The 24,015-nt window shown below is 33.3% G+C and carries 26 protein-coding genes; 12 read left to right on the top strand and 14 right to left on the bottom strand.

Annotated features, from left to right (window positions below; translation table 11 throughout):
* Window positions 1–65 precede the first annotated feature (65 nt).
* Entirely contained in the window at window positions 66–1,676 is a 1,611-nt protein-coding gene (gene pckA / locus QL232_RS07755) for a phosphoenolpyruvate carboxykinase (ATP) (protein WP_168880929.1), read from the bottom strand.
* Between the two features lie 583 nt (window positions 1,677–2,259).
* On the opposite strand from pckA, the gene QL232_RS07750 reads away from it, so the two are divergent.
* Entirely contained in the window at window positions 2,260–3,705 is a 1,446-nt protein-coding gene (locus QL232_RS07750) for an arginine deiminase family protein (protein ID WP_281613686.1), read from the top strand.
* A 2-nt stretch (window positions 3,706–3,707) separates the two neighbouring features.
* On the opposite strand, the gene QL232_RS07745 is transcribed toward QL232_RS07750, so the two are convergent.
* Complete coding sequence (locus QL232_RS07745; protein ID WP_281613685.1) at window positions 3,708–3,917, bottom strand: YgjV family protein; 210 nt, start codon at window positions 3,915–3,917, stop codon at window positions 3,708–3,710.
* Between the two features lie 21 nt (window positions 3,918–3,938).
* Here QL232_RS07745 and QL232_RS07740 point away from each other — a divergent pair, with 21 nt between their 5' ends.
* From QL232_RS07740 to QL232_RS07725, 4 genes are all read left to right on the top strand, one after another.
* Window positions 3,939–4,427 carry a thioredoxin family protein gene (locus QL232_RS07740; protein WP_281613684.1) on the top strand — a complete coding sequence of 163 codons (489 nt, stop codon included), beginning with the start codon at window positions 3,939–3,941 and terminating at the stop codon, window positions 4,425–4,427.
* Window positions 4,428–4,555: 128 nt separating this feature from the next.
* The gene (locus tag QL232_RS07735) at window positions 4,556–4,942 is read left to right on the top strand and encodes a hypothetical protein (protein WP_281613683.1); all 387 of its coding nucleotides are present in this window, start codon (window positions 4,556–4,558) and stop codon (window positions 4,940–4,942) included.
* Between the two features lie 237 nt (window positions 4,943–5,179).
* Window positions 5,180–5,755 carry a hypothetical protein gene (locus QL232_RS07730; protein ID WP_281613682.1) on the top strand — a complete coding sequence of 192 codons (576 nt, stop codon included), beginning with the start codon at window positions 5,180–5,182 and terminating at the stop codon, window positions 5,753–5,755.
* Between the two features lie 127 nt (window positions 5,756–5,882).
* The gene (locus tag QL232_RS07725) at window positions 5,883–6,542 is read left to right on the top strand and encodes a hypothetical protein (protein ID WP_281613681.1); all 660 of its coding nucleotides are present in this window, start codon (window positions 5,883–5,885) and stop codon (window positions 6,540–6,542) included.
* 58 nt (window positions 6,543–6,600) lie between these two features.
* Here QL232_RS07725 and QL232_RS07720 read toward each other — a convergent pair whose 3' ends face one another.
* The 7 genes from QL232_RS07720 to QL232_RS07690 form a co-directional block, all read right to left on the bottom strand.
* Window positions 6,601–6,969 carry a hypothetical protein gene (locus tag QL232_RS07720; protein ID WP_281613680.1) on the bottom strand — a complete coding sequence of 123 codons (369 nt, stop codon included), beginning with the start codon at window positions 6,967–6,969 and terminating at the stop codon, window positions 6,601–6,603.
* Window positions 6,970–7,084: 115 nt separating this feature from the next.
* On the bottom strand, window positions 7,085–7,471 hold the full coding sequence (locus tag QL232_RS07715) for a hypothetical protein (protein WP_168880922.1): 387 nt from the start codon (window positions 7,469–7,471) through the stop codon (window positions 7,085–7,087).
* Window positions 7,472–7,613: 142 nt separating this feature from the next.
* On the bottom strand, window positions 7,614–8,102 hold the full coding sequence (locus QL232_RS07710) for a YkgJ family cysteine cluster protein (protein ID WP_281613679.1): 489 nt from the start codon (window positions 8,100–8,102) through the stop codon (window positions 7,614–7,616).
* A 2-nt stretch (window positions 8,103–8,104) separates the two neighbouring features.
* A complete protein-coding gene (locus tag QL232_RS07705) occupies window positions 8,105–8,920 on the bottom strand; it encodes a hypothetical protein (RefSeq protein WP_281613678.1) in 816 nt (271 codons plus the stop codon).
* The gene (locus QL232_RS07700; RefSeq protein WP_168880919.1) at window positions 8,886–9,629 is read right to left on the bottom strand and encodes a UDP-2,3-diacylglucosamine diphosphatase; all 744 of its coding nucleotides are present in this window, start codon (window positions 9,627–9,629) and stop codon (window positions 8,886–8,888) included. Before QL232_RS07700 ends, QL232_RS07705 begins: the two co-directional genes overlap by 35 nt.
* 125 nt (window positions 9,630–9,754) lie before the next feature.
* Window positions 9,755–10,108, bottom strand: coding sequence for a 50S ribosomal protein L19 (gene rplS, locus QL232_RS07695; RefSeq protein WP_168880918.1), 354 nt, complete (start codon window positions 10,106–10,108; stop codon window positions 9,755–9,757).
* A 116-nt stretch (window positions 10,109–10,224) separates the two neighbouring features.
* Window positions 10,225–11,004, bottom strand: a complete 780-nt coding sequence (locus QL232_RS07690) for a hypothetical protein (RefSeq protein ID WP_281613677.1) — start codon at window positions 11,002–11,004, stop codon at window positions 10,225–10,227.
* Between the two features lie 128 nt (window positions 11,005–11,132).
* Between QL232_RS07690 and QL232_RS07685 the strand changes: the two genes are divergently transcribed.
* The 4 genes from QL232_RS07685 to QL232_RS07670 all read left to right on the top strand — a co-directional run bounded on the left by QL232_RS07685 (window position 11,133) and on the right by QL232_RS07670 (window position 14,860).
* A complete protein-coding gene (locus tag QL232_RS07685) occupies window positions 11,133–11,681 on the top strand; it encodes an RNA polymerase sigma-70 factor (RefSeq protein ID WP_281613676.1) in 549 nt (182 codons plus the stop codon).
* Window positions 11,682–11,727: 46 nt separating this feature from the next.
* Entirely contained in the window at window positions 11,728–12,705 is a 978-nt protein-coding gene (locus QL232_RS07680) for a FecR domain-containing protein (RefSeq protein ID WP_281613675.1), read from the top strand.
* Window positions 12,706–14,625, top strand: coding sequence for an STN domain-containing protein (locus tag QL232_RS07675; RefSeq protein WP_281613674.1), 1,920 nt, complete (start codon window positions 12,706–12,708; stop codon window positions 14,623–14,625). It begins immediately after the preceding gene.
* An 85-nt stretch (window positions 14,626–14,710) separates the two neighbouring features.
* Entirely contained in the window at window positions 14,711–14,860 is a 150-nt protein-coding gene (locus QL232_RS07670; protein WP_281613673.1) for a hypothetical protein, read from the top strand.
* Window positions 14,861–15,164: 304 nt separating this feature from the next.
* Here QL232_RS07670 and QL232_RS07665 read toward each other — a convergent pair whose 3' ends face one another.
* Complete coding sequence (locus QL232_RS07665) at window positions 15,165–16,172, bottom strand: AraC family transcriptional regulator (RefSeq protein ID WP_281613672.1); 1,008 nt, start codon at window positions 16,170–16,172, stop codon at window positions 15,165–15,167.
* Between the two features lie 29 nt (window positions 16,173–16,201).
* Here QL232_RS07665 and QL232_RS07660 point away from each other — a divergent pair, with 29 nt between their 5' ends.
* From QL232_RS07660 to QL232_RS07650, 3 genes are read left to right on the top strand one after another with little or no spacing between them, the layout of a single operon-like run.
* Window positions 16,202–17,332 (top strand): hypothetical protein, encoded by a 1,131-nt coding sequence (locus tag QL232_RS07660; RefSeq protein ID WP_281613671.1) that lies wholly within the window; start codon window positions 16,202–16,204, stop codon window positions 17,330–17,332.
* Window positions 17,333–17,335: 3 nt separating this feature from the next.
* Entirely contained in the window at window positions 17,336–17,914 is a 579-nt protein-coding gene (gene pnuC / locus QL232_RS07655) for a nicotinamide riboside transporter PnuC (protein WP_281613670.1), read from the top strand.
* Entirely contained in the window at window positions 17,883–18,404 is a 522-nt protein-coding gene (locus QL232_RS07650) for an ATP-binding protein (RefSeq protein ID WP_168880909.1), read from the top strand. Before pnuC ends, QL232_RS07650 begins: the two co-directional genes overlap by 32 nt.
* A gap of 18 nt (window positions 18,405–18,422) precedes the next feature.
* Here the strand turns inward: QL232_RS07650 and QL232_RS07645 are convergent, their stop codons facing one another.
* The 4 genes from QL232_RS07645 to QL232_RS07630 form a co-directional block, all read right to left on the bottom strand.
* Entirely contained in the window at window positions 18,423–19,016 is a 594-nt protein-coding gene (locus QL232_RS07645; protein ID WP_168880908.1) for a hypothetical protein, read from the bottom strand.
* Between the two features lie 223 nt (window positions 19,017–19,239).
* Complete coding sequence (locus QL232_RS07640) at window positions 19,240–21,249, bottom strand: TonB-dependent receptor (RefSeq protein WP_281613669.1); 2,010 nt, start codon at window positions 21,247–21,249, stop codon at window positions 19,240–19,242.
* A 256-nt stretch (window positions 21,250–21,505) separates the two neighbouring features.
* On the bottom strand, window positions 21,506–22,801 hold the full coding sequence (gene argH, locus QL232_RS07635) for an argininosuccinate lyase (protein WP_281613668.1): 1,296 nt from the start codon (window positions 22,799–22,801) through the stop codon (window positions 21,506–21,508).
* An 88-nt stretch (window positions 22,802–22,889) separates the two neighbouring features.
* Window positions 22,890–23,969 (bottom strand): M20 family metallo-hydrolase, encoded by a 1,080-nt coding sequence (locus QL232_RS07630; protein WP_281613667.1) that lies wholly within the window; start codon window positions 23,967–23,969, stop codon window positions 22,890–22,892.
* Between the last annotated feature and the right edge of the window lie 46 nt (window positions 23,970–24,015).

Here is a 24,015-nt window from a genome sequence, read left to right as displayed (position 1 = left end):
ACAAATGTAGTAACCCTTTATGAAATCGATATTTATTTTTAAAATCTCATATTATAATATCGTCTTTAAACTTTCTGAGCTACAGATGGTGCTCCTTGTAAGATAGATTTATCTTCAAGACCATCTTCAAACTTCTTAAAATTCGCAACAAACTTACCTGCCAACTTCATTGCAGTCTCATCGTATCCTTTAAAACCGTTGTCGATCCAAGATTGACGAGCATCTAATGCTTCTTTTGGTACGTTTGGTACTTCAGTAGGAATTTGTACTCCAAAGACTGGGTGCTCAACAAACTCTACCTGATCCAACTTACCTTCCAAGGCAGCAGTAATCATTGCTCTTGTATACTTCAATTTAGTACGACCAACTTTGTCTGATGGTCCATTTGACCATCCTGTATTGATCAACCAAATATTAGTATTATGTTCTGTCATTTTCTCCCCTAGTTTTTTTGCATATACTGAAGGGTGTAATGGCATAAATGGTGCTCCAAAACATGCTGAGAACGTTGGTGTAGGCTCTGTGATCCCTGCCTCAGTACCTGCAACTTTTGCAGTGTATCCAGACATAAAGTGATACATTGCTTGCTCTTTCGTTAACTTAGAAATAGCAGGTAATACACCATATGCATCGCATGTTAAGAAAAATATATTCTTAGGATGAGTTTCTGAAACCGATGGAATTTTAGCATTACTAATATGCTCAATCGGATATGAAACCCTTGTGTTTTCTGTTACAACTACATTCGTATAATCCACAACTGATGTACCAGGGAAGAAACGAGTGTTTTCTAGTGTAGCACCAAACTTGATCGCGTCCCAAATTTCCGGTTCATTCTTTCTTGTAAGATCAATTGTCTTAGCATAACAACCTCCTTCAAAGTTATAGATGCCATTTGCAGACCAGCCATGCTCATCATCTCCGATCAAATTTCTATCTGGATCAGCAGATAATGTTGTTTTACCCGTACCTGACAAACCAAAGAAAACAGCAGATTCTCCATCTAAGCTTTCATTTGCTGAACAGTGCATTGGTAAAACATCCTGATCAATAAGTAAAGCATTTAATACAGAGAAAATACCTTTTTTGATCTCTCCTGTATATCTTGATCCACCTACTAAGGCTGCTTTTTCACCGAAATTCAGAATCGAGAAATTACCTTGACGCGTTCCATCTAGGTCTGGATTCGCATTAAAATCTGGTGCTTGTAAAACAACATAATCCGGCTCACCAAATGATCTTAGCTCTTCATCTGATGGTACAATAAACATGTTATTTACAAAGTGAGAAACAGAAGCAAGAGGGGTTACCACTCTCACCTTTATACGATATGATGGATCGGCTCCAGCATAAACGTTATTTACATATAATTTCTGGTTGTCTAACAAGTAATCGACCATCTTACTGGCCAAGCCATTAAATTTGTCTTGAGGGAAAGGCTTATTAATGCTACCCCACCATACTCTGTCTTTAGTGTAGTCGTCTTCTACAATAAAGCGATCCTGTGGTGAACGACCTGTGTACTTTCCAGTATCGCACATGATAGCCCCTGTTGAGCTCAATACGCCCTCTCCATTTTTAATAGCTTCAGCGACAAGTTGAGCAACCGATAAATCGTTACTCACCTGTTTAGATTCCGATAAAAGTTTACTGGCTAATTTGTGTGTTTCTGTCATCGTAATGTGATTTGTGTCCCCCTAGGAAAATTCTAGAAATAGTACAATAATCCCATTATGGGGCGGTGTTGTTTAAAATGTGGTATAAGAGTGATAGGAATGGTTTTATGTGTTGTGTTGTTGATGTGTCCGATCACAATACAAACCTATTACGAAGTAATAAGTGTAAAAATGACTTTTATCAATAACAACTAAAAATTTAATCATCATTATATAATGACAATTAACAAATCTTTATTAACGATTTGTTTTACAGATGTTTACAATAAATTAATTTGAGATGGATTGTATGCTTCCGATGAAAGCATGAACTCTGATAACGAAATTTAATTTTAAAAAGAACTTGAATTGATCCTCAAATGTAGATATTACACTTTATATAACAAAAATTTTCATTTCATTTTTTTAAAAACTCTTCAAAAAAGTCAATTATTGGGATTAAATAATAGGTTTCTTCTTCATGAAAAACATGATTCTTCTTTCTTCTTTGGATCTGTAACAACATAGATAATGAGACATCTATATTATCCTTCCACTTTTTTTGCTAAATTTATTTAACCACATATGTTATTTAAATCAATCGATGGAAAATTATCAAGACATTCACGTAAGCTCTGAAGTAGGTACGTTAAGAAGACTATTAATTCACAGTCCAGATGAAGGGATAGGTAAAGTAATTCCGACAAAAGCTCAAGATTGGCTTTTTGAAGATATCGTTCACCTAGACACCATGAGAAAAAAAGAATACGACCTTTATTTAAAGATTCTCCTCTACTTTCTAGATTATAATAAAATTCACAGTGTTATTCATAAAATTGACTTACCAGAAAATGAACGACACTTTTATAAACCCGATAAAGAAAAATACTTCAATTCTGATAAAGTGATAGAGCCACAGGCCTTACTTTCTTCTCTTTTGGATGAAAAAGAACTTCGACAAAGAATGATTGCCTCTGTCTGTGCTCATGAAGGAACATCTTATCTGTTACAAGAAGAATTAATGGAGCTAGAATCATCTGTTTTGGCAAGAACATTAATCTCAGGTATCCTTCCAGATAAAAGAATGATCTTTCCTCCTATTCCCAATTTAATATTCACAAGAGATATAGGGATCACAGTTAATGATCATATCTTATTAAATAAACCCAAGAAGAAAGCAAGAACAAGGGAATCGATTTTAATGAAGTACATTTTCTTTAATCATTCCATGTTCCAGAATTACACTGATAAAATTATTGAAATCACTGATCCCGAAGATTTTTTCTTATTGGATGAAGAAGAACAAGAAAAGAAACTGGTCACTATAGAAGGTGGGGACGTGATGATGGTCGCACCCAATCACCTACTTGTCGGTGTTAGTGAAAGAACTTCAATCCATGCGGCAAGTAAAGTGATTCATGAAATGCATGATAGAAATATTGTAGAGAAGGTCACAATAGTAAAAATCCCTGCCAAAAGAGCCTATATGCACATTGATACTACCTTCACACAAGTGAAAAGAGATATGTGGGTCATTTTTGGTTCTTTCTCTAAAGAAGGATTAAAGAAAGAAAAAGGAGATTTCATTTCTTCTTTAGGTGGATCTAAAAGTGAAAATGAATTAGAAATACTACAGTATGTAAAAGGAGAAGATTATAATACCCCTATACGTTTTAACTATCTAGAAGATCTATTAAACGACATCAGTGTTAATGACTTAAAGTCTGAATCTCCTACCAAATTTATCTATTCAGGTGATAATGAATTCCCACACGGCAGAAGAGAACAGTGGACAGACTCTTGCAATGTTCTTGCTCTTAAAGAGGGAGTTGTGATTGGTTATGACCGAAATGACAAAACATCGAATGGTTTCAAAAAACAAGGTATGAATGTCATCAAAGCTGCAGACCTTTTAGATCAACTTATAAAAGAGGAGGTACATCCAGATGATATTAGCAACACTTTGATATTGCTACCATCGGCAGAATTATCTAGAGCTAGAGGAGGTTCTCATTGTATGAGTATGCCTATTCTTAGAGATCATCTCTAGACTTACTGCTTACTAAGAAATAAATAGTAGGCATTTACCAAAGCAATAAAACCATTAGAGATGATGACCGGCCAAGCATCTATCATCACACCGTAGATGACAAACACAATACATCCTATTGAGTTGATTATTCTTAGGGTATTTGCCTTCTTAAAAGTAAAAGAAAGCATTAATATTGCTGAGGCGATATAACCTACATATTCAGAATTCATATTCTTATTTTATTAAACAAAATGATGAAACTATTCAAAACTTCTATCACTGTATTTTTTCTACTGATTGTCTCTAATGTATTCGCTCAAAACGAGGTGTATGATCCCGAAGCTGATGCAATGAAAGATATTCAAACAGCAATAAAAGAAGCAAGCAAAACAAATAAACATGTTTTTGTAAAAGTAGGAGGAAATTGGTGTAGTTGGTGTAAACTATATGCAAAATTTTCTCATAACGATGCAGAAATTTCTAAAATCATGGAAGATGAATATGAGACTGTTCTTGTTAATTGGAGCAAAGAAAACAAGAACAAAAAAGCCATGGAATATTTAGGGTACCCTAATAGATTTGGCTACCCAGTCTTCGTGATTCTCGATGGTAGCGGTAAAGTACTTCACATCCAAAATTCTGCTTATTTAGAAAGTGGTAAAGGGTATGATAAAAATAAAGTATTGATGTTCTTGAAAGGATGGACGGCAAAAGCCTTAGATCCGGCAAATTACAACTAAAAGTACCAACATGAAGGGAGTCAATAATGATTCCCTTTTTTTATACCGTACAATTACCCTCCAATTAGAGAATAAAGAGTTTTTCGAATTAAATCATTAAATTTAAGGGAAAACTTAACGATATTTTCATGACAAGAATATTACAAATTTCACTTCTAATAATTGCTATACCATTTATCATTGTAGCCTGTCAGCCTATAGAATCATACCCTCTTAAAAAAGGAGTGGTTGAATTCAATTGGGAAAAGTGTACAGCACTTACTGCTAGGGTTATTGTTTTAGATCGTTACCCACTAGAACCTCCCGTATATGGCAGAACACAATTACTTACAAGAGCCGCCGATTCTGTGATGATAACACATCATACTTTTGAGTTTAGAGGCAATCTAACTCTTGAAAGATATGATAACCCCGAAAATTTTCAATATGCTTCTTTAAAAAATACGGTATCTGTTACTCATGTAGATACTACTCAAGCAGTCTTATGGGATGTGTTGATTACCACTACAAATTAACAAAAAACTAAAAAAAGTAATACAAAATCAAAAGTGTCTATAAAACGCTTATAACAAGCCATTTAAGTGATTTTTTATTCACTATTATAAGACTATCACCAAAAAAAGATGATTTAAAACAGCTTTAACCGTAACACAATGCACTTATTGTTAATAAATAATAATACATGAAACATATTATTATTTAATTTGATAGTTTGAATCAATAAATTAAATGAACAAAACGTGTGAATATCCGTGTTGACTAAAAAAATTATCATTTCGAACGTATTCTTATTTCTATGTTTTTTCACTGTCGACTGTCTTGCAGAAGGAATAGATAAAAAGAAGAAAAAAGAAGATCATGATAAAAGCATCATCGAAGGCGAACATCATGAAAACCATTTTGAAGTAGAGCTATCTTATAACAATGGAAATCATTTTGAATTTACAAGCTCTGTATACTTTGCCCATCTAACAAAATTCCAAGGTACAGTAGAATTTACAGGCCATCATTTCGCAGGATGCTTTGTTAGAGAGATTCCTTTAGGGCACTCTAAATTTGGTACTTTCGTAGGTGTTGGATCTACTTTTGGTTTTGAAAAAGAAGGTGAAGAACATGGTACAACAACAACTAGTGCACCGCATGCTCCTGATGTAACTGATCATGATTCTGTACACAGAGATTGGACAGGAAGTGTGATTTTCCAATCTGGCTTAGCTTACTCTGTAGACAAACACTGGAGTACTGGATTTACTTTATCTCCAGGTTTCAATGTAGAAACACATCAGCCTAATTTTGGGATGACATTAGATCTTGTATTTGGTTTTTAGTTGTTAAAAACTGTAATCGTTCTTAATATATTCAAACTATATTGTTTAATACTGAACATAAGTCATAATATTGCGTAGACAGATTTACATACCATAATAAATCTGATCTCTAATAATTACTAATCTTATGTCTTACGCTTTGAATTTAAAAACGTCATTTCTCACCACGTTGCTTTGTATTACGGCTTGGACTTGTTCAATAGCACAAAATACAAGACATGATTATACAGAAGATGAACAAGAAGATCTTACTGTAACAAAAGAGGAGAAGCATCAGGAAGGGCACATCGAGGCAAATCCAGATATATTACATGGTGAAAAGTCTCATCATAATCGTTATGAATTAGAGATTTCTTATAACAATAGTGGCTACTTTGAGTTCACAGGATCTATTTATTTTGCCCATTTGACAAAATTTCAAGGTACAGTTGAATTTACAGGTAAGCACTTTGCCAGTGTTGTTGTTAGAGAAATTCCTATCGGACATTCAAGATGGGGTACTTTTGTAGGTATTGGTGGTACATTTGGTTACCACGATTCACACCATGAAGAAGGAGATCATTATATTGATGTGGATGTAGATGATATCACACACCCTGATGACTACGATAATACTGTAGAAGATGGATCACATAGAGAATGGAGCGGTTCTGTTATTGTTCAAACAGGTTTAGCCTATTCACTAAATAGCCATTGGAGTACAGGTTTCACTTTATCACCAGGTATAGATGTTCAAACCGGAGAACCCACTTTTGGAGCGACACTCGATGTAGTGTTTGGCTTCTAGAAAATAGAAATAGTTGAAAAAAGGTGATTGTTACAGTAGTAGCAATCACCTTTTTTATTTAGTTGCATTCTTGTAATGTAAAACCGTCGACTTCATTAAAGAAAGAAAATTCCATTAACTCCGTTTCATCTGTTTCCATCCAATCATACTCACAAGATTGTCTTTTTTGTTTAATATGAAGTACATAATCCTGTGCTTCATTAGATGATATTTTTGCTGCTTTAGAAATGTTCCCTTTATAAAAGTCTCCATCTGAAGTTCTTCTTTCAAAAGTCATCTTAGTGATGTTTACTTTTACTTCATGTCTAAAAGTTTCATTTAGATTACTTCTTACGTAAGTTTTATATTCGTCAGCAGGAATTACTTCCTTATTTTGATTACATCCTATCAGTATACAATAGAATAAGATTAAGATAACTTTTTTCATTTGCGTAGTAATTATTGTTCTTTATCTACCTAAGGGAAAATGTTATGCAAAACCCCTAAAACAAAAGGCCACTTTTTTATAAAAAAGTGGCCTTTTGTTTTTCTTCTACTATAAGTTATTTGATATCTATGCCGTCTTTTTTAAAACGACACATATACATTTCTCCAGTAGAGTTTTTGTATGAAGTATGAATCATCACATCATTGATCATGAAATAAACGTTAGTCATACCTGAAGTTTTTACAACTTCAATCATTTTTGCTTTTTGGATTCCTCCTTTAAATAAAGCAACTAATTCTTCTGTTTCTGTATGAAATAAGTAATCCGATTTTCCTTCTGAAAATATACCAATGTACTGCTCTACAAAAGATTTAGCATTTGTCTCGTTGTACTCTACTCCTTTTACTCTTGAAAGATGTTCATCAGTGATTTTATCCAAATCTACCGCATGACATAAAATTGTTGAAAGTAGAATTCCTAGGGTAAGGGTAATTTTTCTCATTCTGATTGTTTGATAATAGGTTGTTAATAGTGTTGCTCACACTATGTTAATTAAGTTATTAAAATAAGTAATATCGCAAATATGTATAATTGATGAGGAATAGGTTTTAGTTGTTAAGCATCATTATCTTAAATCGAGATATTTATAGTTTATTTTTCAATTCTTTCACAACATGGAATACAACAGGACAAGTTAAAGTATTTCTAGCATGTAGTGCAGGGCGTTGATTAAACCCTTGATTCTGTGTTAAAGGATACTCCCTACAAGCTTTAGGCCTTGCCTCATAAATAGAACAGTAATTATCTGCTCCAAGAAAAGGACATGGTTGTCTATTCATTACATAATCACCATCAGCATCCACTTTCATAAAGTCAGAAATCACTTCTGTTTCTTTCATTCTTAAGTGTTTTCCGATTCTCTTTACATCTGTTGCAGTAACTACAGGGCTTATCGTTTTACAGCAATTCGCACAAGTAAGACAGTCAAAAGTCTCAAAAGCAGCTTCATCCGTATCGTTAACGATTTGATCAATCTGTTTCCCTTTTTTCTGTTTCTTTAGTCTCTGTAAAAATGTTTTGTGCTCTTTAAATTTTGCTTTGGCATTTTTTTGCCAATCCTGATATAAATCCATAATTAATTTACTAACTGATAAGCTTTCATCGTATCTTTTATAAAACAGTAGACTCTTTTTTGAGTGGCATCGTATAGAACAAAATTCACCTTTCTATCTGGTAAATTTATCTCTCTTTCCTCTGTTCCATAAAGTGATTTAAACTTGAGCTTCCCTCCTTTTAACCAATAAAATTCCTTATCTGTAAACCCTATTGATCTACATTTCGAGATATAAAATGGTTCTAATAGAATATTCCCCAACAGATCAAACACGTATAGCCCTTGATATTCATCAACAACATATAAGTTATTTTGATATTCTCTAATCCAAGTTGGGTTCCAAGAAGGTTGGTTGATAATTTGTTCGAGTGATACATCCAAGCCAATATTATTTTGATCTGGATAATATTTTTTCAATCTAAAGGCAGGCTGATCATACAGCCATATGCCTCCATCAGTTGAATTCGTAGCTACAGATGCGTATTCTACTAAACTAGGATCGAATAAATACTCATTTTGTAATGTCAATTGCTGACCTAAAATTTGTATACCCTGCCAATCTGGAGAAAATACCGTAGTATTTAACATTGGCCATGCATCTATCTGAATTTCTGCTGGAGTAGTCGGAGAATACCTTCTATGCACTTTCTTTCCTATGTATTGTGTGACATTACCCTGTGAGTCTACAACATATACTTTACCTGTACGATCTATATCAACAGAAGACACTTCACCTACAGTAACTTCAAAAAGTAGTTCCTGACCCTTTACAGTAAACGAGGCAAGTACAAAGCAAATGATACTATTTATAAGTAAGTAACTCCAATTTTTCTCCATCGAAAGTTGCATATGTGTCATAAGAAAGCCATTCTCCAGTATTAATATATCTACCTCCTTGATCTAATTCAAGATCCAAAGGCAAATGCCTATGACCAAAGATATAATAATCTCGATATTTTTTCGCTTGTTCTTCTTGACAATATATCCATATCCACTCTTTCTCCTTTCCATGAAACTCATGGTCTTTCTCCGCACCGGAAGCTCTAGAATGTCTTGACCAATTTTGTGCGATTCCCATTCCAATGGTTGGATGTAAAAAACCAAAAAGCCACTGGCACATTTTATTGGCAAATACCTTTTTCAGAAACTTATAGGTATAATCGCCTGGTCCAAGTCCATCACCATGCCCGATATGAAATGTCTTACCGTACCATTCTACATCGATAGGCTCTCGGATTATTTCTACTCCTAGTTCTTTAGGAAAGTAATCAAACATCCACATATCATGATTACCAGTAAAAAAGGTAATCTTTACTCCTTTATCTACAAGTTCAGCTAGCTTACCCTGAAAACGTAAGAAGCCTTTAGGAACTGCAAAACGATATTCAAACCAAAAGTCAAATAAATCGCCTAATAAATATATATGTTCAGCATCTTCTGCTGCCATGTCTAACCAACGGCAGATCTTTTTTTCTCTTTTTAAACTCTCTTCTTCAGATGGAGTTCCTAAGTGAAAATCGGAAGCAAAATATATTTTCTTGGACATTGAAATTTACGAATTGTTTATAATGACTTTTGAAGTGTAAATCTAAGAGTATAAAATAAAAAAACCGACACTCTATTACAGAATGTCGGCTTTGTATGATATTCGGCGAAGCCAAGATCAGATTCTTAGAATCTTTTTTCTCTAACTTTCGCAGCCTTACCGTAGCGACCACGTAAGTAGAATAATCTTGCTCTTCTTACTTTACCTCTTCTCAATACCTCGATCTTGTCGATGTTTGGTGAGTTTAATGGGAAGATACGCTCTACACCAATACCGTTAGAGATCTTACGTACAGTGAAAGTTTCACCTAAAGATCCTTTGTTACGACGTTGGATAACTGTACCTTGGAACTTTTGAACACGCTCCTTGTTACCCTCTTTAATTTTTACGTATACGTCTACCGTATCGCCAGCGCCGAAAGCGGGATGTTTCTCCATGTTGGATGAAAAATCCTTTTCAACTTTTTTGATTAAATCCATTGTGTGATAAATTTATCAATACAAAAATTTTCGAGATGCAAAGGTAGAAAATTAAATTTTATAATAAAAAGGAAATAGTAAATACCTCGTTAATAAGAACAAAACCATCACTCACTCTAATAAATCAAAGGAAAAACTACTTTTCTTTCTTTAGGATAGTCGTCAAAATGAGATAGATACCACTCGTGATGGTCTCTTGCTCTTGGAATTAAGTTCGCTAACGTCCAACATAAAAAGCTAAGGCTTCCAAAACTCGGAACGATCAACATAAAACCAAACCATTCTACAATTTCACCAAATAAATTGGGTGTGCTTACCTTATCAAATAAAAAACCTCTAGGGATTACGTAGTGGGTTTCTCCAGGCTTTCTTAATGACAACAGTATGTTATCGGATTTAATATTGATACTCATCCCCAAGACAAATAATAAACCACCTAATAATAGTAAGTAGTTAGAATGCAGGATCCAATCACTCCCTAAAAAGTATCCATTTAAAGTTCCATTGACAGAATTAAACAGCATTGCAGACAAGGTAATAATCAAAGGCATCTTCTTTTTCTTATTGGGCATTCTTAAAGGGAAAATAAATGTTCTATTCAAATAATGAATGCTCCATAATAGCATTCCAATAAATGCTTGGTTAGAAGTTTCCATAGTGCCATCAGAACCAAAATAAAACCCTAACCATAACCCAATAGGTGAAATGATTTCCATGATAAACCATCCTAAAGAATTTGGGATCACAGGCCCCCAGTCAGATCTTGTATGACGACCAAATGGGGCAGTAACTTTACCATAAAATAAAATCACAAAAGTAGCGATTCCTAAAATGATCCATAATAAAGAAAAAGTATTGATACTCTCGTGTAGATTGAAGTTTTCTGAAAAGTCCATTCTCTTGTTTTGAAATTGTACTTCAAAATAGAAAAATAATGTTTTGCTTAATCCTTATATTGCATAAAATTCTTTGAAGTAACCGTATTTGAAAGAATAATTGCATTAAATGAACTATCGTTAGCGTCTTGATACAAGAAATCATTACAAAAGATAAATTTGAAAAACTCTTTCGAGAAGAGTACCCAAGACTCTGTGCTTATGCCAATACTTTTCTAAAAGATATTGAAGCTTCAGAAGATGTAGTACATGATGTACTTTTCAAGCTTTGGGAAAATCGAGAATCAGTAAATATTGATACCTCAATAGAAGCTTATCTATTTAGAGCTATCAGGAATAAATGTTTAAATGTAATCCGTCACCTTCAAGTGAAAGAAGATTACAAATCACATAATCAATCTGTGTTAGAAGAAGAAGCCATACAATCGGCAGATGTGATGGAAGCTTCAGAACTAAATCAGAAAATTCATCAAGCAATAAACAGTCTTCCTGACAAGAGGAAAGAGGTATTTATGATGAGCAGGTTTGAAGGATTAAAATATGCTGAGATCGCTGAAAAATTAAGCATCAGTATAAAAACAGTTGAGAATCAAATGTCTAGTGCATTGAAATACCTCAAAACTGAGCTTTCTGCATTTATTTCCATTTTAATTTTCATTCTTTTTAAAATTTTCTGATTTCACCATAGGGGTATTCTCTATGGTAAGTGTCTTCTAATTGATTATGGAAAACTTTTCACAAATTGACGATATATTACTTACAAAATTTTTAACCGGTGAAACTTCGGAGAAAGAAAACGAAGAAGTGGAAATTTGGCTTAAGAATGATGTAAAAAATCAACAATACTTTGATGAATTACAAAGTGTATGGATGCTTACTGCAAAAACTGAGGTTCCGGCAGTGAGTGTTAATGTTGATAAGGCTTGGGAACGGATGTCCCAACAGATAGAAGAAAAGAATACCACAAAAGTGGTCAACTTCTCCCCTTGGTACAAATACTCTGCGGGAGTGGCTGCTATTGTTTTAGTATTCTTTGGTATTCGATGGTATTCTGGACAGCAGGCCACTCCAATTGAGACGACTAAATTCGTTGCTGTTGATGTTCCTCAACTAGATACTTTAACCGATGGGTCACTGATTACATTGAATGCAGGGACAACATTGGCTGTCAACTCCTTTGAAGGAAATTCTAGAGAGATGGAACTCGATGGAGAAGCTTATTTTGAAGTAGCCCACAATGAAAATCAGCCATTTATTGTGCATACCCAATATGGAGATGTTACTGTTCTAGGCACTAAGTTTAATGTCAACACCTCATCAGGTAAAGTTGAGGTAACTGTAACAGAGGGCTTGGTAAAGCTCACTTCAAAAGAAGATAAATATGTTTTGCTAAAGAAAGGAACTCAAGGTATAGCTGCATTAGACACAAGTACACCTAAGAAAAAAGAAATCAATACTGTCAATGAGATGTTCTGGAAATACCAGAAGCTCAACTTCAAAAATGATAGTTTTGATGAAGTGATCAGTGCTATTGCAAAAGCATATAAAGTCGACATTCAAGTTAAAAACGAAAACCTTTACAGGAATAAAGTCACAAGTAGCTTTGATCATGAAAAAATCGAAAGTGTATTTGAAGTGTTAGAAGCCACTTTAGGAATCAGAGTTCAGAAAACCGGTGACAAAGCATACTTAATTGACTAAATGAAATCCTATATATTATCAAGCATTTTTGTTCTGATTCTTATACAAAATGTATCAGGAGTAAATACCAGAAGAGATCTCCTAGATAGAATTATAACAATAGAGTTTAAAAAAGTCCCCTTGGAAGATGCTTTAGATAAAGTAAGTGAAAAAGGGGGATTTTCTTTTTCCTATAATCCAAGTATTATTGACTTCAACCAACTGATTTCCTTAAAAGTACAAAATACTACCATTGAACAAATCCTTTTGGAAATGTTTGGTAGTGCTTATGATTTTAAACAAGTAGGTGATACACATATAATTATTCGTGATGCTTTTAGTTTAACAATCCGTCCTATGGAAGATAAACGAAGGCTCACACCACAACAACAAGCTCGATTAAAAGAAGATATCCCTTTAGTGGGACAGGTCGTTGATGAAAAAACAGGCAAAGGTATCGAAAATGTAGTTATCTACGACGAGCAAAGAAAGATGCTAACATTAACGGATAGCTTAGGTTACTATAAACTAGATGTTCCTGTTGAATACCTAAATAAAGGGGTCTACTTTAGAGGTAGAGGGTATTATGATACCATGGTACAATTTGACCCAGATAAGGAGGAAAAGTTCATTAAATACAATATCGCTTTAACGCCTTATAATAACTTTACATCTCCTGTTGATAATGACTTAGCCTTGAATGGATCCAACCCATATACATTAGGTTTTGTTCAGAGATTTGTTCCGAAAAAGGTAGACATCATCTCTAATAACTTAGATCAAACTGAGACTAGAGTGTTCCAATTTACTTTAGTGCCTTTCCTAAGTAATGCCAATTTCTTAGGTGGATCATATGTCAATAAGGTATCATTAAATACTTTTATGGGATATTCTGCTGGGGTAGAAGGAATTGAAATTGGTGGTTTAGTCAATATCAATAGATATAAAGTAACTGGTGTACAGATTGGTGGTTTAGCCAATATTGTCGGTGGTAATGTTAAAGGTTTTCAGATTGGTGGCATTACCAACTACAACATGAACAAAGTGGATGGATTGAGTGTTGGTGGTATTTTTAATATGGCCAAAGATTCTACACTAGGAATGCATGTTGGTGGTATTGTTTCAATGACCAGAAAAAATGTTTATGGATTACAAATTGGGGGTATTTTAGCTGCAGCCAAAACAAATGTACATGGTATGCAGCTAAGTGGTATCTACAACTATGCAGAATCCATTAATGGTATGCAAGTTTCTGGTATTACAAGTAGTACCAAAGAAAATATCAATGGTATGCAATTAGCCGGTATTAGTAATTACGGTAAAAATATCAATGGAGCACAAGTTTCAGGAATATTCAATATTGTATCCGATACTACGAAAGGTACTCAGATTGCTGGTATTTATAATAGATCAGAAGAAATGAATGGTTTACAGATCGGGCTTGTAAACTACGCCAAAAAAGGAAATAATAGTATACCAATCGGTTTATTCTCTTGGTACGATGACGGGTACCACTCAGCAGAATATAGTGTAGATGAATTTAGTTTTGTCAATTTTGCTTTTAGATCAGGATCTAAGAGATTCTACAACTACTATCAATTTGGTTACCAATTTAACCAAAGAGAAAATTTAAATGAAGGTCTTTCCTTTGGAGGAGGGGTAGGTACATTTATTGGAAATAGAATCAATATTGAGGGTGGAATACATTCTTTCTATCAGATTGAAGAAGATCAGTTTACTGATTCCTATGTTCGTGTGGCATTAATGTATGCCCAACCTATCGGTAAAACTTTTACATTCGTTATTGGTCCTACCGCAAATTATCAGTTGAATTTCGATGATAATACTCTACCATTCGACCCACCTTCATTCTATACCTATCACACCAACAATAGTATATTATGGATATCTGCTAAAGCGGCATTAAGAATAAATTTCTAAAATTATTATAAATGAATAGGGGGAAATTGGTTTTGATGTGTCTTTTAATTGAAAGGAAATAAAACTTAATTATTTATCAATTACTATGCATTTCAAGAACAACTACTTCCAATCAAAGAAAAAGGTAGATTACTTTAAAGCTGCCTTCTCTAAAATTCAACAAATTGAAAAAGAAGAGTTTAACAAAACATATCATTCTATCCTTAAACAAATAAAATTGTGTGGATGTGAATAAACTAAAAACTCCTGTTTATAAATCAATATAAATAGGAGTTTTTCTTTTGAATTTTTAGTTTTCAACAAGCTTTCATCAAAGTTATCAACATTTCATCAATTCTTGAATTGTTAATAGACTTGAGTATTTTCACATGATTCAATCAGAATATGACAATATTTTATTCCAATAATTATATATTTTAGTTAGGAATTATAATATTCAATTAATTATTCACTTGTGATTGATAGTTATCAACATTAATGACAGGGTAATGTGAATAACTATAAACTAACCAACACACATTGTGAATAACTTTTAATTATTACTCCATTTTTGTACTCAATTCTACCATTGTCTTCGGTGACATTCCATAGAAATTCTTAAAAGCATCTGAGAATTTTGACAATCCTTTAAAGCCTAGTTCTTGAGATACTTCCGTTACACTCAATCCTTTATCTACAAGCATCACTCTTGCCTCTTCCATCCTAACATGGTTATAAAATTTATAAACAGGGCGGCCAAATTCAGCTTTGAAGTCTCTGATCAATTTTGATCTGCTTAAACCAAACTCATTACAAATTTCTTCTAGGTTGGGAGTTACAGAAAGGTCTTGAGTAATGTATTCTTTCACCTCAAACATCCTGGCTGTATCATGTACACTCAATCTACTCGTATCCTCTGATTTTCTACTTCCTAGTAAGTTCATGGTCTCAGCAAGAATAATCAGTGACTGTCCATAGATTTTTAATTTCCTTGCCACTTTTTCTTCAACAGAAAATATTTTCTCCAAAGCCGTTACCACTTCAAGGTTAAAGGGTTCAAAGAATAACCATGGATCATTACTACTAATGATTTTCTTGACCTCTTCTTTTTTTGCTCCTTCTATTAAATCAATTAAGGTTGTTTTCCTCACCAAAATTGTAAACCACTCACAATATCCAGTAGCTTCACTCTGATTTATCAACGGGTATTTTAAGTTGGTAATCATTATACCTCTCTGTCTTTTGGGTCCGAAAACTTCAATGTTATTTTCGGATTCATAGATATGTGTGATCTCCCCTTCTTTTAACATCATTAGATATACAAAATCATTACTCTGGAGAATAGGATTATGCCTAACGTTAACTTTGGATCGCATTTCACTTTTATGAATCACCAATTTAATATTGTCTAATTCGGTAAAGAACTCATAAGTGGCTTTAGCTATTTTATTATCTACAGTAAGCATTTTTCCATCAAACTTGCCATTCACTAATTCGGCTAATTGTTCTGGAAAAGGCTTTTCCGATTCATGATCTATGTTATATATCTTATCTTCGTCTAAAGTCATGTGTACTGAATCATTTTCATCAAAAATATATGAGTAAAGATAAATTAATAGTATTTGATAAGATTAAGAAAGGAAAACCCAAGAAAAATCCTAAAACATTAACTGATCAACTTACTATACTTTGGGCAAAAGTACAGAAACTTAAAAATAGAAATAACAGAATTACTAGTGATTTAGTGAATATGAAATCTGCATACCAAGAATATGTAGAAAAAGAACACAAGCAACGGTTCCAAGAGTTATATAAACTAATTGAACAATTATTGTTTCTCGAAAAAGATGCAAAATTAAGTAGTAAGCAACGTCAAGTTTTTCAAGCTATTATTAATCAGCTTATGGTCGATGCCCTTCAGTCTCCTTTTATTGATACAATGGGGTTCAGAGATTTAATCCCAGAATATAAAAGTGCACATGAGAAGAAGTCAAAAAAGAAGACAAAAACACAACAAAAGAACGAAAGAAAACAAGAGGTACTCAACTATCTTCAGTATAAATCAAATCATTTAGAAAACATTGAATCTTATTTTTCTGAAGAACAGTGGCTAGAAATGTTATCCAATGATGAAAAAGTTAAAAAATATTTTGATCAAATAATTGCTCCTATCCTTTATCAAAAACAACTAAAAAAGGCAATTCATAAAGCTAACAACGCACACAACTCAAAAGAGAAACATAATATTGACAATCAAACAAATACACTTGAGATAAAACATACATCTGTAAATAGTCTTTATAAGCAATTGGCAAAAAAATTGCACCCTGATAAAACACAAGATGTACATGAAAAGGATAAGTTTCATGATTTAATGATCGTTATTTCAACTGCTAAAAAGGAAAATGATTTAATCACTTTATTGAACCTCTATACAGAATATTTTAAAGAGGAAAATGTAAAGTTTAATGAATCTGAAGCCGAACACTTATATCAAATACTAAAAAATCAGCTATCAAAACTAGAGGAAGAAAAAGCTAACTTACTATCATCTCCAATGGATGAATATATTTATAAGATATTTGCAGGAGTATCTGGAAGAGGCATCACTAAAAAAGCCTATTCTATGGCAAATGATGAAAAGGTAATATTTCAACAGTATCAGCATTTGTTGAATGAACTTCCAGATGAACTTTCACTAAAAAATTATCTTCAAAATTATATTTAGACCATGAGTAGTTTAGAGCTAATTGCTGTTATTTTTAGTATAACTTTTACTGTCTTAGCCATAAAAGAAAATATTTGGTGTTGGGCAGCTTCTACTATATCTGTATCTATTTATATGTATTTATGCATTACTGCAAAATTATATGCAGAAACAGGTTTACAAATATTCTACCTGATCATGAATGTAGTAGGATTTTACCAGTGGAAGTTTAAACGAAAAGATCAAGAAATATTACAATTATCAGAATGGTCTTTAAAAACACACTTTATTCTTTTCATAATTGGAGGTATTGGAATTTATATCCTTGCATCTGGGTTATTAAAATATACCGATGCTGCATTGCCTTTTGTAGATTCTTTTACAACTGTATTTAGTATAATTGCCACCTTTATGGTAACTAGAAAGATCGTTTCTAATTGGTTATACTGGATAGTGATCGATGCAATATCAGTATATATGTATTACATCAAAGGGTTTCAACTAACCTCCTTTCTATTTATTGTTTACACTCTGTTAGCTGTATGGGGTTATTATCAATGGAGAACCGAATATGGTGAAAAATATATTGATCACAGGGCCTGAATCAACAGGCAAAAGTACTATCTGCATTGCGTTAGCAGAACAATATGATACTCTTTGGGTAAAAGAGTATGCAAGAGATTATATTGATCGTTTACATCGACCGTATATCGAATCTGATCTGAAAAAGATTGGTGAGAGACAGTTAGAAATACAAAAGATCAACTTAGAATTAGCCCATCAGTTTCTCTTTTGTGATACTGGGTTAGAGGTCATAAAGATTTGGTCAGAATATAAATACAAGCGTTGTGATCCTTGGGTAATTGAACATCTATCATCTCAACAATTTGATGCTGTATTTCTACTCGATATTGATGTCCCTTGGGAATATGACGAACAAAGAGAACATCCCAATCCTGAAGATAGAAAGGCTATTCTAGAAATTTTCAAGAAAGAATTAACAGATATCTATGGTGGGTATCATTTAATCAATGGTAACCTCTCCGAAAGGATAAAAAAAATTACAGATATACTAAAAGAGGTACCTGACTAATCAAGTACCTCTCTTTTTTTACTTTGTTGTTGATACAATATCGGAATATAAAGCATCTCCTACCTCTAGATCCATCATAAACATTGTCGTACCAAATGAAGATAAATCTACATTCATTACGTTGTTCATTCCTCCAGTAAAGTGTTCTCTATAAACTTCCTTACCAATCATATCTCTAAAGATAATTTCAAATTCTTCTTCGAGGTTATTGTTGGTTCTTACTTCCATTTTCTTCCCTCTGATATTAATAACAAATCCTGCATTTAGAGCCTCCCATTTATTAGATATAAATGAAATCTTTTTGTTTGGAGCCACTCTGATTTGTTTTACAATCTTTTTGTTTTCGAATAGAAGTTCTAATTCATAATTCCCCTCAGGTACTTCTTTAAAATTTAATACCTTTTTACCTTTTTCTGTAAGGTTTTTTGCCTCTACCTCTACTTTGTTAGAATCTATCAAGTGATAAGTGATAGACTTACTGTAGATTTCATCTACATCAATTACGATAGATGATCGTTTGGGTGTTAGTGAGAAATTTATTTCACTTTGGGCATACGCGACATTACCTAACATACAGATGCATGTCAGCATTAAAAGTGTTAGTTTTTTCATTGTAATTTAAGTTAAAGTAAGTTTAAATAGATTGAACTGTTTGAAACTAATGCACAGCTGCAAAATTAAGATAAAAATCGTTAGAGAAAAATAGTTATAACATATAATGTACTGCAATTTAGCAGTTTTTTGATAAAACGTTCTGTTTACACCATTGAAAAGTATAATAAAAAGCATGTAATGTCCAATTTTTAACATTACATGCTTCAATATTCTAAGTTACTTAGAATGTAACAGTTAAGTTTCCATAGAAATTAATAGGGGCTGTTACAAGGTATTTATTTGTGTTATTATCCCAAACATCTACATACCCATAATTATAATAGAAAGAATTCGTTAAATTATTTCCAATAACTGAAATTTGTATATGATCATTGAGAATATATGACGCTCTGGCATTTAGTAAGAAGTATCCATCGATAGTATTTTCATTTGCATTATCAATATATGATTCACTCTGATACCTCAAAGTAGCACCTATTTCAAAGCGCTGAATCATATACAGAATATCTTGATTTACAATCCAATTTGGTGTCAAAATTTGACTGAATTCCACCCCTTGGTCTTTCACTTGTGAGTAATTATAAGAGGTCGAATTCTTTAATTTCCAATGCTCGTTTAAATGATAAGTCACTTCCAACTCAACTCCCGTTCGAATACTACTTTCTACATTACTGGTTAAAGGCAAACCATTGGGCCCTAATTGACCATCAAGTATATACTCATTATCAAAACTCATATAGAAACCATTTAGGTTTGCATTCCAATTTTGTTTTGATACTCGAACTCCAAATTCTTGATCTACAACATATTCTGGGTCTGTTCCTCCAATCTGAGGAGCTCCTGTTGAGTCTGCCAACAAGTTATCCCAACCTCCAAACATATCGTTTCTTGTGGGTTCTCTACCTGTTTTTCCAATGTTATAGTATACATCCCAAGAGGAATCAATCTTATATGTCACCCCACCTTTAGGATTAAAAAAGTTCCATTCTAATTTTTCAAAGGATACATCACCTTCATAATCAAATGATGCATATCGATATTGTAAATCAACAAAAAAATAGAAATTATCCAACTGATACATTGCTTTAGTAAAAGCACTTATTTCATTCTTGTAGCCTGTATTTTTATAAAATAAAGACGGGTCATAAGTATTTGTTCCAACATGATCTCTAGCATACCAATCCATCAACACTCCAGTAGTCCATTTCAAATGATCAGTTTCATATTGATAATTAGAGTAAAACCCAACAAAATTAGAGGTAAAGGCATAGTTGTCGAGCGTATCAGGGTTAGTATCATAGCCTAGCCAATTGTAATCATAATTACCATCAACATAGCTATAAAAAACACTAGTGTTCAATGTTGACTGATCTGAAATCGACCATTTATTTGATAACGAAGAAAACGTTTGTGTAAAGTTATCTCTTTCATTAACGTTAGCATTGGTTCTAGGATCTTCATCGATCAACTCTTGTGATACACCTGCCCAAGCCAAACCATTCTTCTGATTACCTGCAAAAGTCGTAAACCTCAAATCGTACTTTTCTTTAAACAAACCAGCACTAACAAAACCTGAAACAGAATTATTATCAGCATTATATTTATAATTATCAGAAGCTAAATGAGATGCTCTAACATATATTGCTTTGTCATTTTTAACCCCAGAATTATATTCACCTGCAATTCTATAACTATTAAATGAACCATATCCACCTTCGAGCTTTGCATAAGTAGAATCGTACAAGTTGACGGAAGCAAATTGTATACTACCACCATAACTGGCTGTACCGTTTTGAGTTGTCCCTACTCCTCTTTGAATCTGCATAGAGCTTACTGAGTTGAGAAAATCTCCAAAATTTGCAAAATAAAAGCCTTGGTCTTCAGGTTCATTTAAAGGAACACCATCCAAGGTGAAATTAATTCGACTTTGATCAATTCCCCTTAATCTAAAATAAGAATACCCTTGATATCCACCCGCATCAGAATAAACGGTCATAGAAGGGCTTTCAGACAGAAGAAAAGAAGGTTCCTGTCCGATATTTTTGAAAGAGATATCTTCAACCAATAAATCCTCGTAAGCAACGGGAGTATATTTTGTTGCTAAAAAAGACGATGAAATGATGACTTCATCAAGGTTAGTAATACTATCCTCATCGAACATACTTTTTTGGGAAAATACATTTACAGAAGAAAGAATAGAAATTGAAAGGAAGAGTAAATATTTTTTCAATTTGATTAATGTGTTTTGATGATAAAAGATGAAAGGGTCGCAAAGGTATTTATTTAATAACAACAAACACACATCAAAAAAGAACTTTTAAAGTCATTATCTATTATTTAAGCGAACAACTCACTTAAAAAATATGATTGTTATAATTTTCTATTTATATCCTTCTATTTCAATTTGCTGATTTTGTAAATTCATAAAAAAGGCACCTTCCAATAAGAAAAGTGCCTCTAATATATTCTAATAGGAATTCAAATGATTAATCCTCAAATGAATATGTCGCTTCCATACGTTTTTTGATAATATCGTTTCCTAAATTACCAATAGAACCTTCATGGTTATGATTAACTGATCTTTCAGGATTGTATTCTCCCTTTTCGATACCTTCACCAACAATCACATATGCCTCTCTGAATGGAATTCCCTGTAATACTAGCTTATTCACTTCTTCAACAGAGAATAGGTAATCATAAATTGGAGCTTCAAGGAGATCTTTTGTTGGTTCCATCTTTTCGAACATTAACTTGGTCATTTCAAGACAATCGTTTAACATCTCAAAAGCTGGCAACAACATTTCTTTAATCTGCTGAAGATCTCTATGGTATCCCACAGGAAGATTACTCAATACTGCCATAATTTGGGTAGGCAATGAAGTAATCTGATTACATCTTGCTCTAGTTAACTCCAATACATCTGGGTTCTTTTTATGAGGCATAATACTCGAACCCGTTGTAAACTCATTAGGGAACTTGATAAAACCAAAGTTACCACCGGCATACATACAACCATCCATCGATAATTTTGCAACTGTAGCTGCTACAGAAGCCATTGCATTGGCTACGTGATATTCCGTTTTACCTCTACCCATTTGTGCGTAAACAACATTGACTGCCATTGATTGGAAATCCATCAACTCAGTTGTTCTTGTTCTATTTAATGGGAAAGATGAACCGTAACCTGCAGCAGAACCCAGAGGGTTTCTGTCAGTGATATCGTAAGCAGCCTTAAGCATTACCATATCATCTACCAATGATTCTGCATAAGCTCCCAACCAAAGACCAAATGATGATGGCATAGCCACTTGCATGTGCGTATAACCAGGCATCAAGTAATCTTTAAATTCTTCAGACTTCTTGATTAATGTATCAAAAAGATCTTTTGTATTTGCTGCTACATTTTTAATAGCATCTCTTAAATACAATTTTAAATCTAGTAAAACTTGGTCGTTTCTTGAACGTCCTGAATGTAGCCTTTTCCCTACATCACCATAACGCTGTGTCAATAACATCTCTACTTGAGAATGTACATCTTCTACACCATCCTCAATGACAAAATCACCTTTTTCAATCTCTTCATAAATCTCTTGAAGACCTTTTAAAAGCATATTCTTATCTTCTTCTGTTAAAAGACCTACCTCTGCCAACATTGTTGCATGAGCCATTGAGCCTTTTACATCATATGGTGCTAGTAAAATATCTAATTCTCTATCCTTACCTACTGTAAACTTATCAACTTTTTCATTTACTGTGTAAGTGGATTTTTGCCAAAGTTTCATAACTATATTTTATATTATAAGAGTTTATCGCTACTCTTCAATGATTCTTTTTTTATTAAAAATTGAGCCTTAATCGAAGTTACCCTAACTATTCGTTATTGTAAATGATACTTGCTCCTTCAAGTACTTTTATATACCCTTCAATACCTTTTACGATTTCATCTACAAAGATAAACTCATTGGCGGTATGTGATCTCGCAGAATCACCCGGTCCCATCTTTAATGATGGAATTGGCATTAGCGCCTGGTCAGACAATGTTGGCGAACCATAAGTTTCTTTTTGTAACTGAAGTCCTGCCTTAATAACTGGATGGTTCATAGGAGCACCAGATGGGTTTAATCTTGTTGATCGAGGTGTTACTGTACTTTTCACATATTTCTTGATGATCTCTAATGTTTCAAGGTTTGAGTATGCATCTGTAGTACGAACATCCACTACATACTTACATTCTGATGGAACTACATTATGTTGAGTTCCTGCCTCAATGCAAGTTACTGACATTTTAATTGGTCCTAATGTACTCGATGTCTTTGGAAAATGAAATGTTCTAAACCATTCTATATCCTCGATCGCTTTATACAATGCATTAACACCTTCATTTCTTGCTGCATGCCCTGATTCCCCATGAGCAATACAATCCAACACCATCAAACCTTTTTCTGCTACAGCCATTTGCATTAATGTAGGCTCACCAACAATTGCAAAATCGATGTTAGGTAATTGATCCCAAACGTCTGCAATTCCGTCTCTTCCTGAAATCTCCTCTTCGGCAGAAGCACAAATCACTAAGTTAAATGGCAAGTTTTCCTTTTTATAAAAGTAAAGGAATGTAGCTATTAAACTTACTAAGCATCCACCAGCATCATTGCTACCTAATCCATATAATTTCCCCTCTTTTACGATAGGATTAAATGGATCTAATGTCCAATCTTTATTGGGCTTAACTGTATCAATGTGTGAATTCAATAAGATGGTTTCCTTTGCTGGATCAAAATGTACATTTTGTGCCCAAAGGTTATTTTTATATTGATGAACTTCTACTTCATTTTCAACGAAAAACCTAGCAACAACTTCTGCGACATCATCTTCATCTTTTGATAATGATTCAGTAGCTATCATTTGTTTTAATAATGCAATGGCTTTCTCAGTAAGTTCTTGATGTTTCATATTTGGTATTGGTATTATACAATCACGGTAAAGATATCTTTTTTCT

It is taken from the genome of Flammeovirga sp. SubArs3 (genome assembly GCF_947387565.1).
Lineage (GTDB): Bacteria > Bacteroidota > Bacteroidia > Cytophagales > Flammeovirgaceae > Flammeovirga > Flammeovirga agarivorans.
Note: the sequence above shows the minus strand (reverse complement) of the source record. Positions and strands in the feature narration are given on the sequence as shown.

Bases quoted from the DNA above. Each gene is read 5' to 3' on its own strand.
- pckA (WP_168880929.1), bottom strand. From the start codon at position 1,676: ATGACAGAAACACACAAATTAGCCAGTAAACTTTTATCGGAATCTAAA.
- QL232_RS07750 (WP_281613686.1), top strand. From the start codon at position 2,260: ATGGAAAATTATCAAGACATTCACGTAAGCTCTGAAGTAGGTACGTTA.
- QL232_RS07745 (WP_281613685.1), bottom strand. From the start codon at position 3,917: ATGAATTCTGAATATGTAGGTTATATCGCCTCAGCAATATTAATGCTT.
- QL232_RS07740 (WP_281613684.1), top strand. From the start codon at position 3,939: ATGATGAAACTATTCAAAACTTCTATCACTGTATTTTTTCTACTGATT.
- QL232_RS07735 (WP_281613683.1), top strand. From the start codon at position 4,556: ATGACAAGAATATTACAAATTTCACTTCTAATAATTGCTATACCATTT.
- QL232_RS07725 (WP_281613681.1), top strand. From the start codon at position 5,883: ATGTCTTACGCTTTGAATTTAAAAACGTCATTTCTCACCACGTTGCTT.
- QL232_RS07720 (WP_281613680.1), bottom strand. From the start codon at position 6,969: ATGAAAAAAGTTATCTTAATCTTATTCTATTGTATACTGATAGGATGT.
- QL232_RS07715 (WP_168880922.1), bottom strand. From the start codon at position 7,471: ATGAGAAAAATTACCCTTACCCTAGGAATTCTACTTTCAACAATTTTA.
- QL232_RS07710 (WP_281613679.1), bottom strand. From the start codon at position 8,102: ATGGATTTATATCAGGATTGGCAAAAAAATGCCAAAGCAAAATTTAAA.
- QL232_RS07705 (WP_281613678.1), bottom strand. From the start codon at position 8,920: ATGGAGAAAAATTGGAGTTACTTACTTATAAATAGTATCATTTGCTTT.
- QL232_RS07700 (WP_168880919.1), bottom strand. From the start codon at position 9,629: ATGTCCAAGAAAATATATTTTGCTTCCGATTTTCACTTAGGAACTCCA.
- rplS (WP_168880918.1), bottom strand. From the start codon at position 10,108: ATGGATTTAATCAAAAAAGTTGAAAAGGATTTTTCATCCAACATGGAG.
- QL232_RS07690 (WP_281613677.1), bottom strand. From the start codon at position 11,004: ATGGACTTTTCAGAAAACTTCAATCTACACGAGAGTATCAATACTTTT.
- QL232_RS07680 (WP_281613675.1), top strand. From the start codon at position 11,728: ATGGAAAACTTTTCACAAATTGACGATATATTACTTACAAAATTTTTA.
- QL232_RS07675 (WP_281613674.1), top strand. From the start codon at position 12,706: ATGAAATCCTATATATTATCAAGCATTTTTGTTCTGATTCTTATACAA.
- QL232_RS07670 (WP_281613673.1), top strand. From the start codon at position 14,711: ATGCATTTCAAGAACAACTACTTCCAATCAAAGAAAAAGGTAGATTAC.
- QL232_RS07665 (WP_281613672.1), bottom strand. From the start codon at position 16,172: ATGACTTTAGACGAAGATAAGATATATAACATAGATCATGAATCGGAA.
- QL232_RS07660 (WP_281613671.1), top strand. From the start codon at position 16,202: ATGAGTAAAGATAAATTAATAGTATTTGATAAGATTAAGAAAGGAAAA.
- pnuC (WP_281613670.1), top strand. From the start codon at position 17,336: ATGAGTAGTTTAGAGCTAATTGCTGTTATTTTTAGTATAACTTTTACT.
- QL232_RS07650 (WP_168880909.1), top strand. From the start codon at position 17,883: ATGGTGAAAAATATATTGATCACAGGGCCTGAATCAACAGGCAAAAGT.
- QL232_RS07645 (WP_168880908.1), bottom strand. From the start codon at position 19,016: ATGAAAAAACTAACACTTTTAATGCTGACATGCATCTGTATGTTAGGT.
- argH (WP_281613668.1), bottom strand. From the start codon at position 22,801: ATGAAACTTTGGCAAAAATCCACTTACACAGTAAATGAAAAAGTTGAT.
- QL232_RS07630 (WP_281613667.1), bottom strand. From the start codon at position 23,969: ATGAAACATCAAGAACTTACTGAGAAAGCCATTGCATTATTAAAACAA.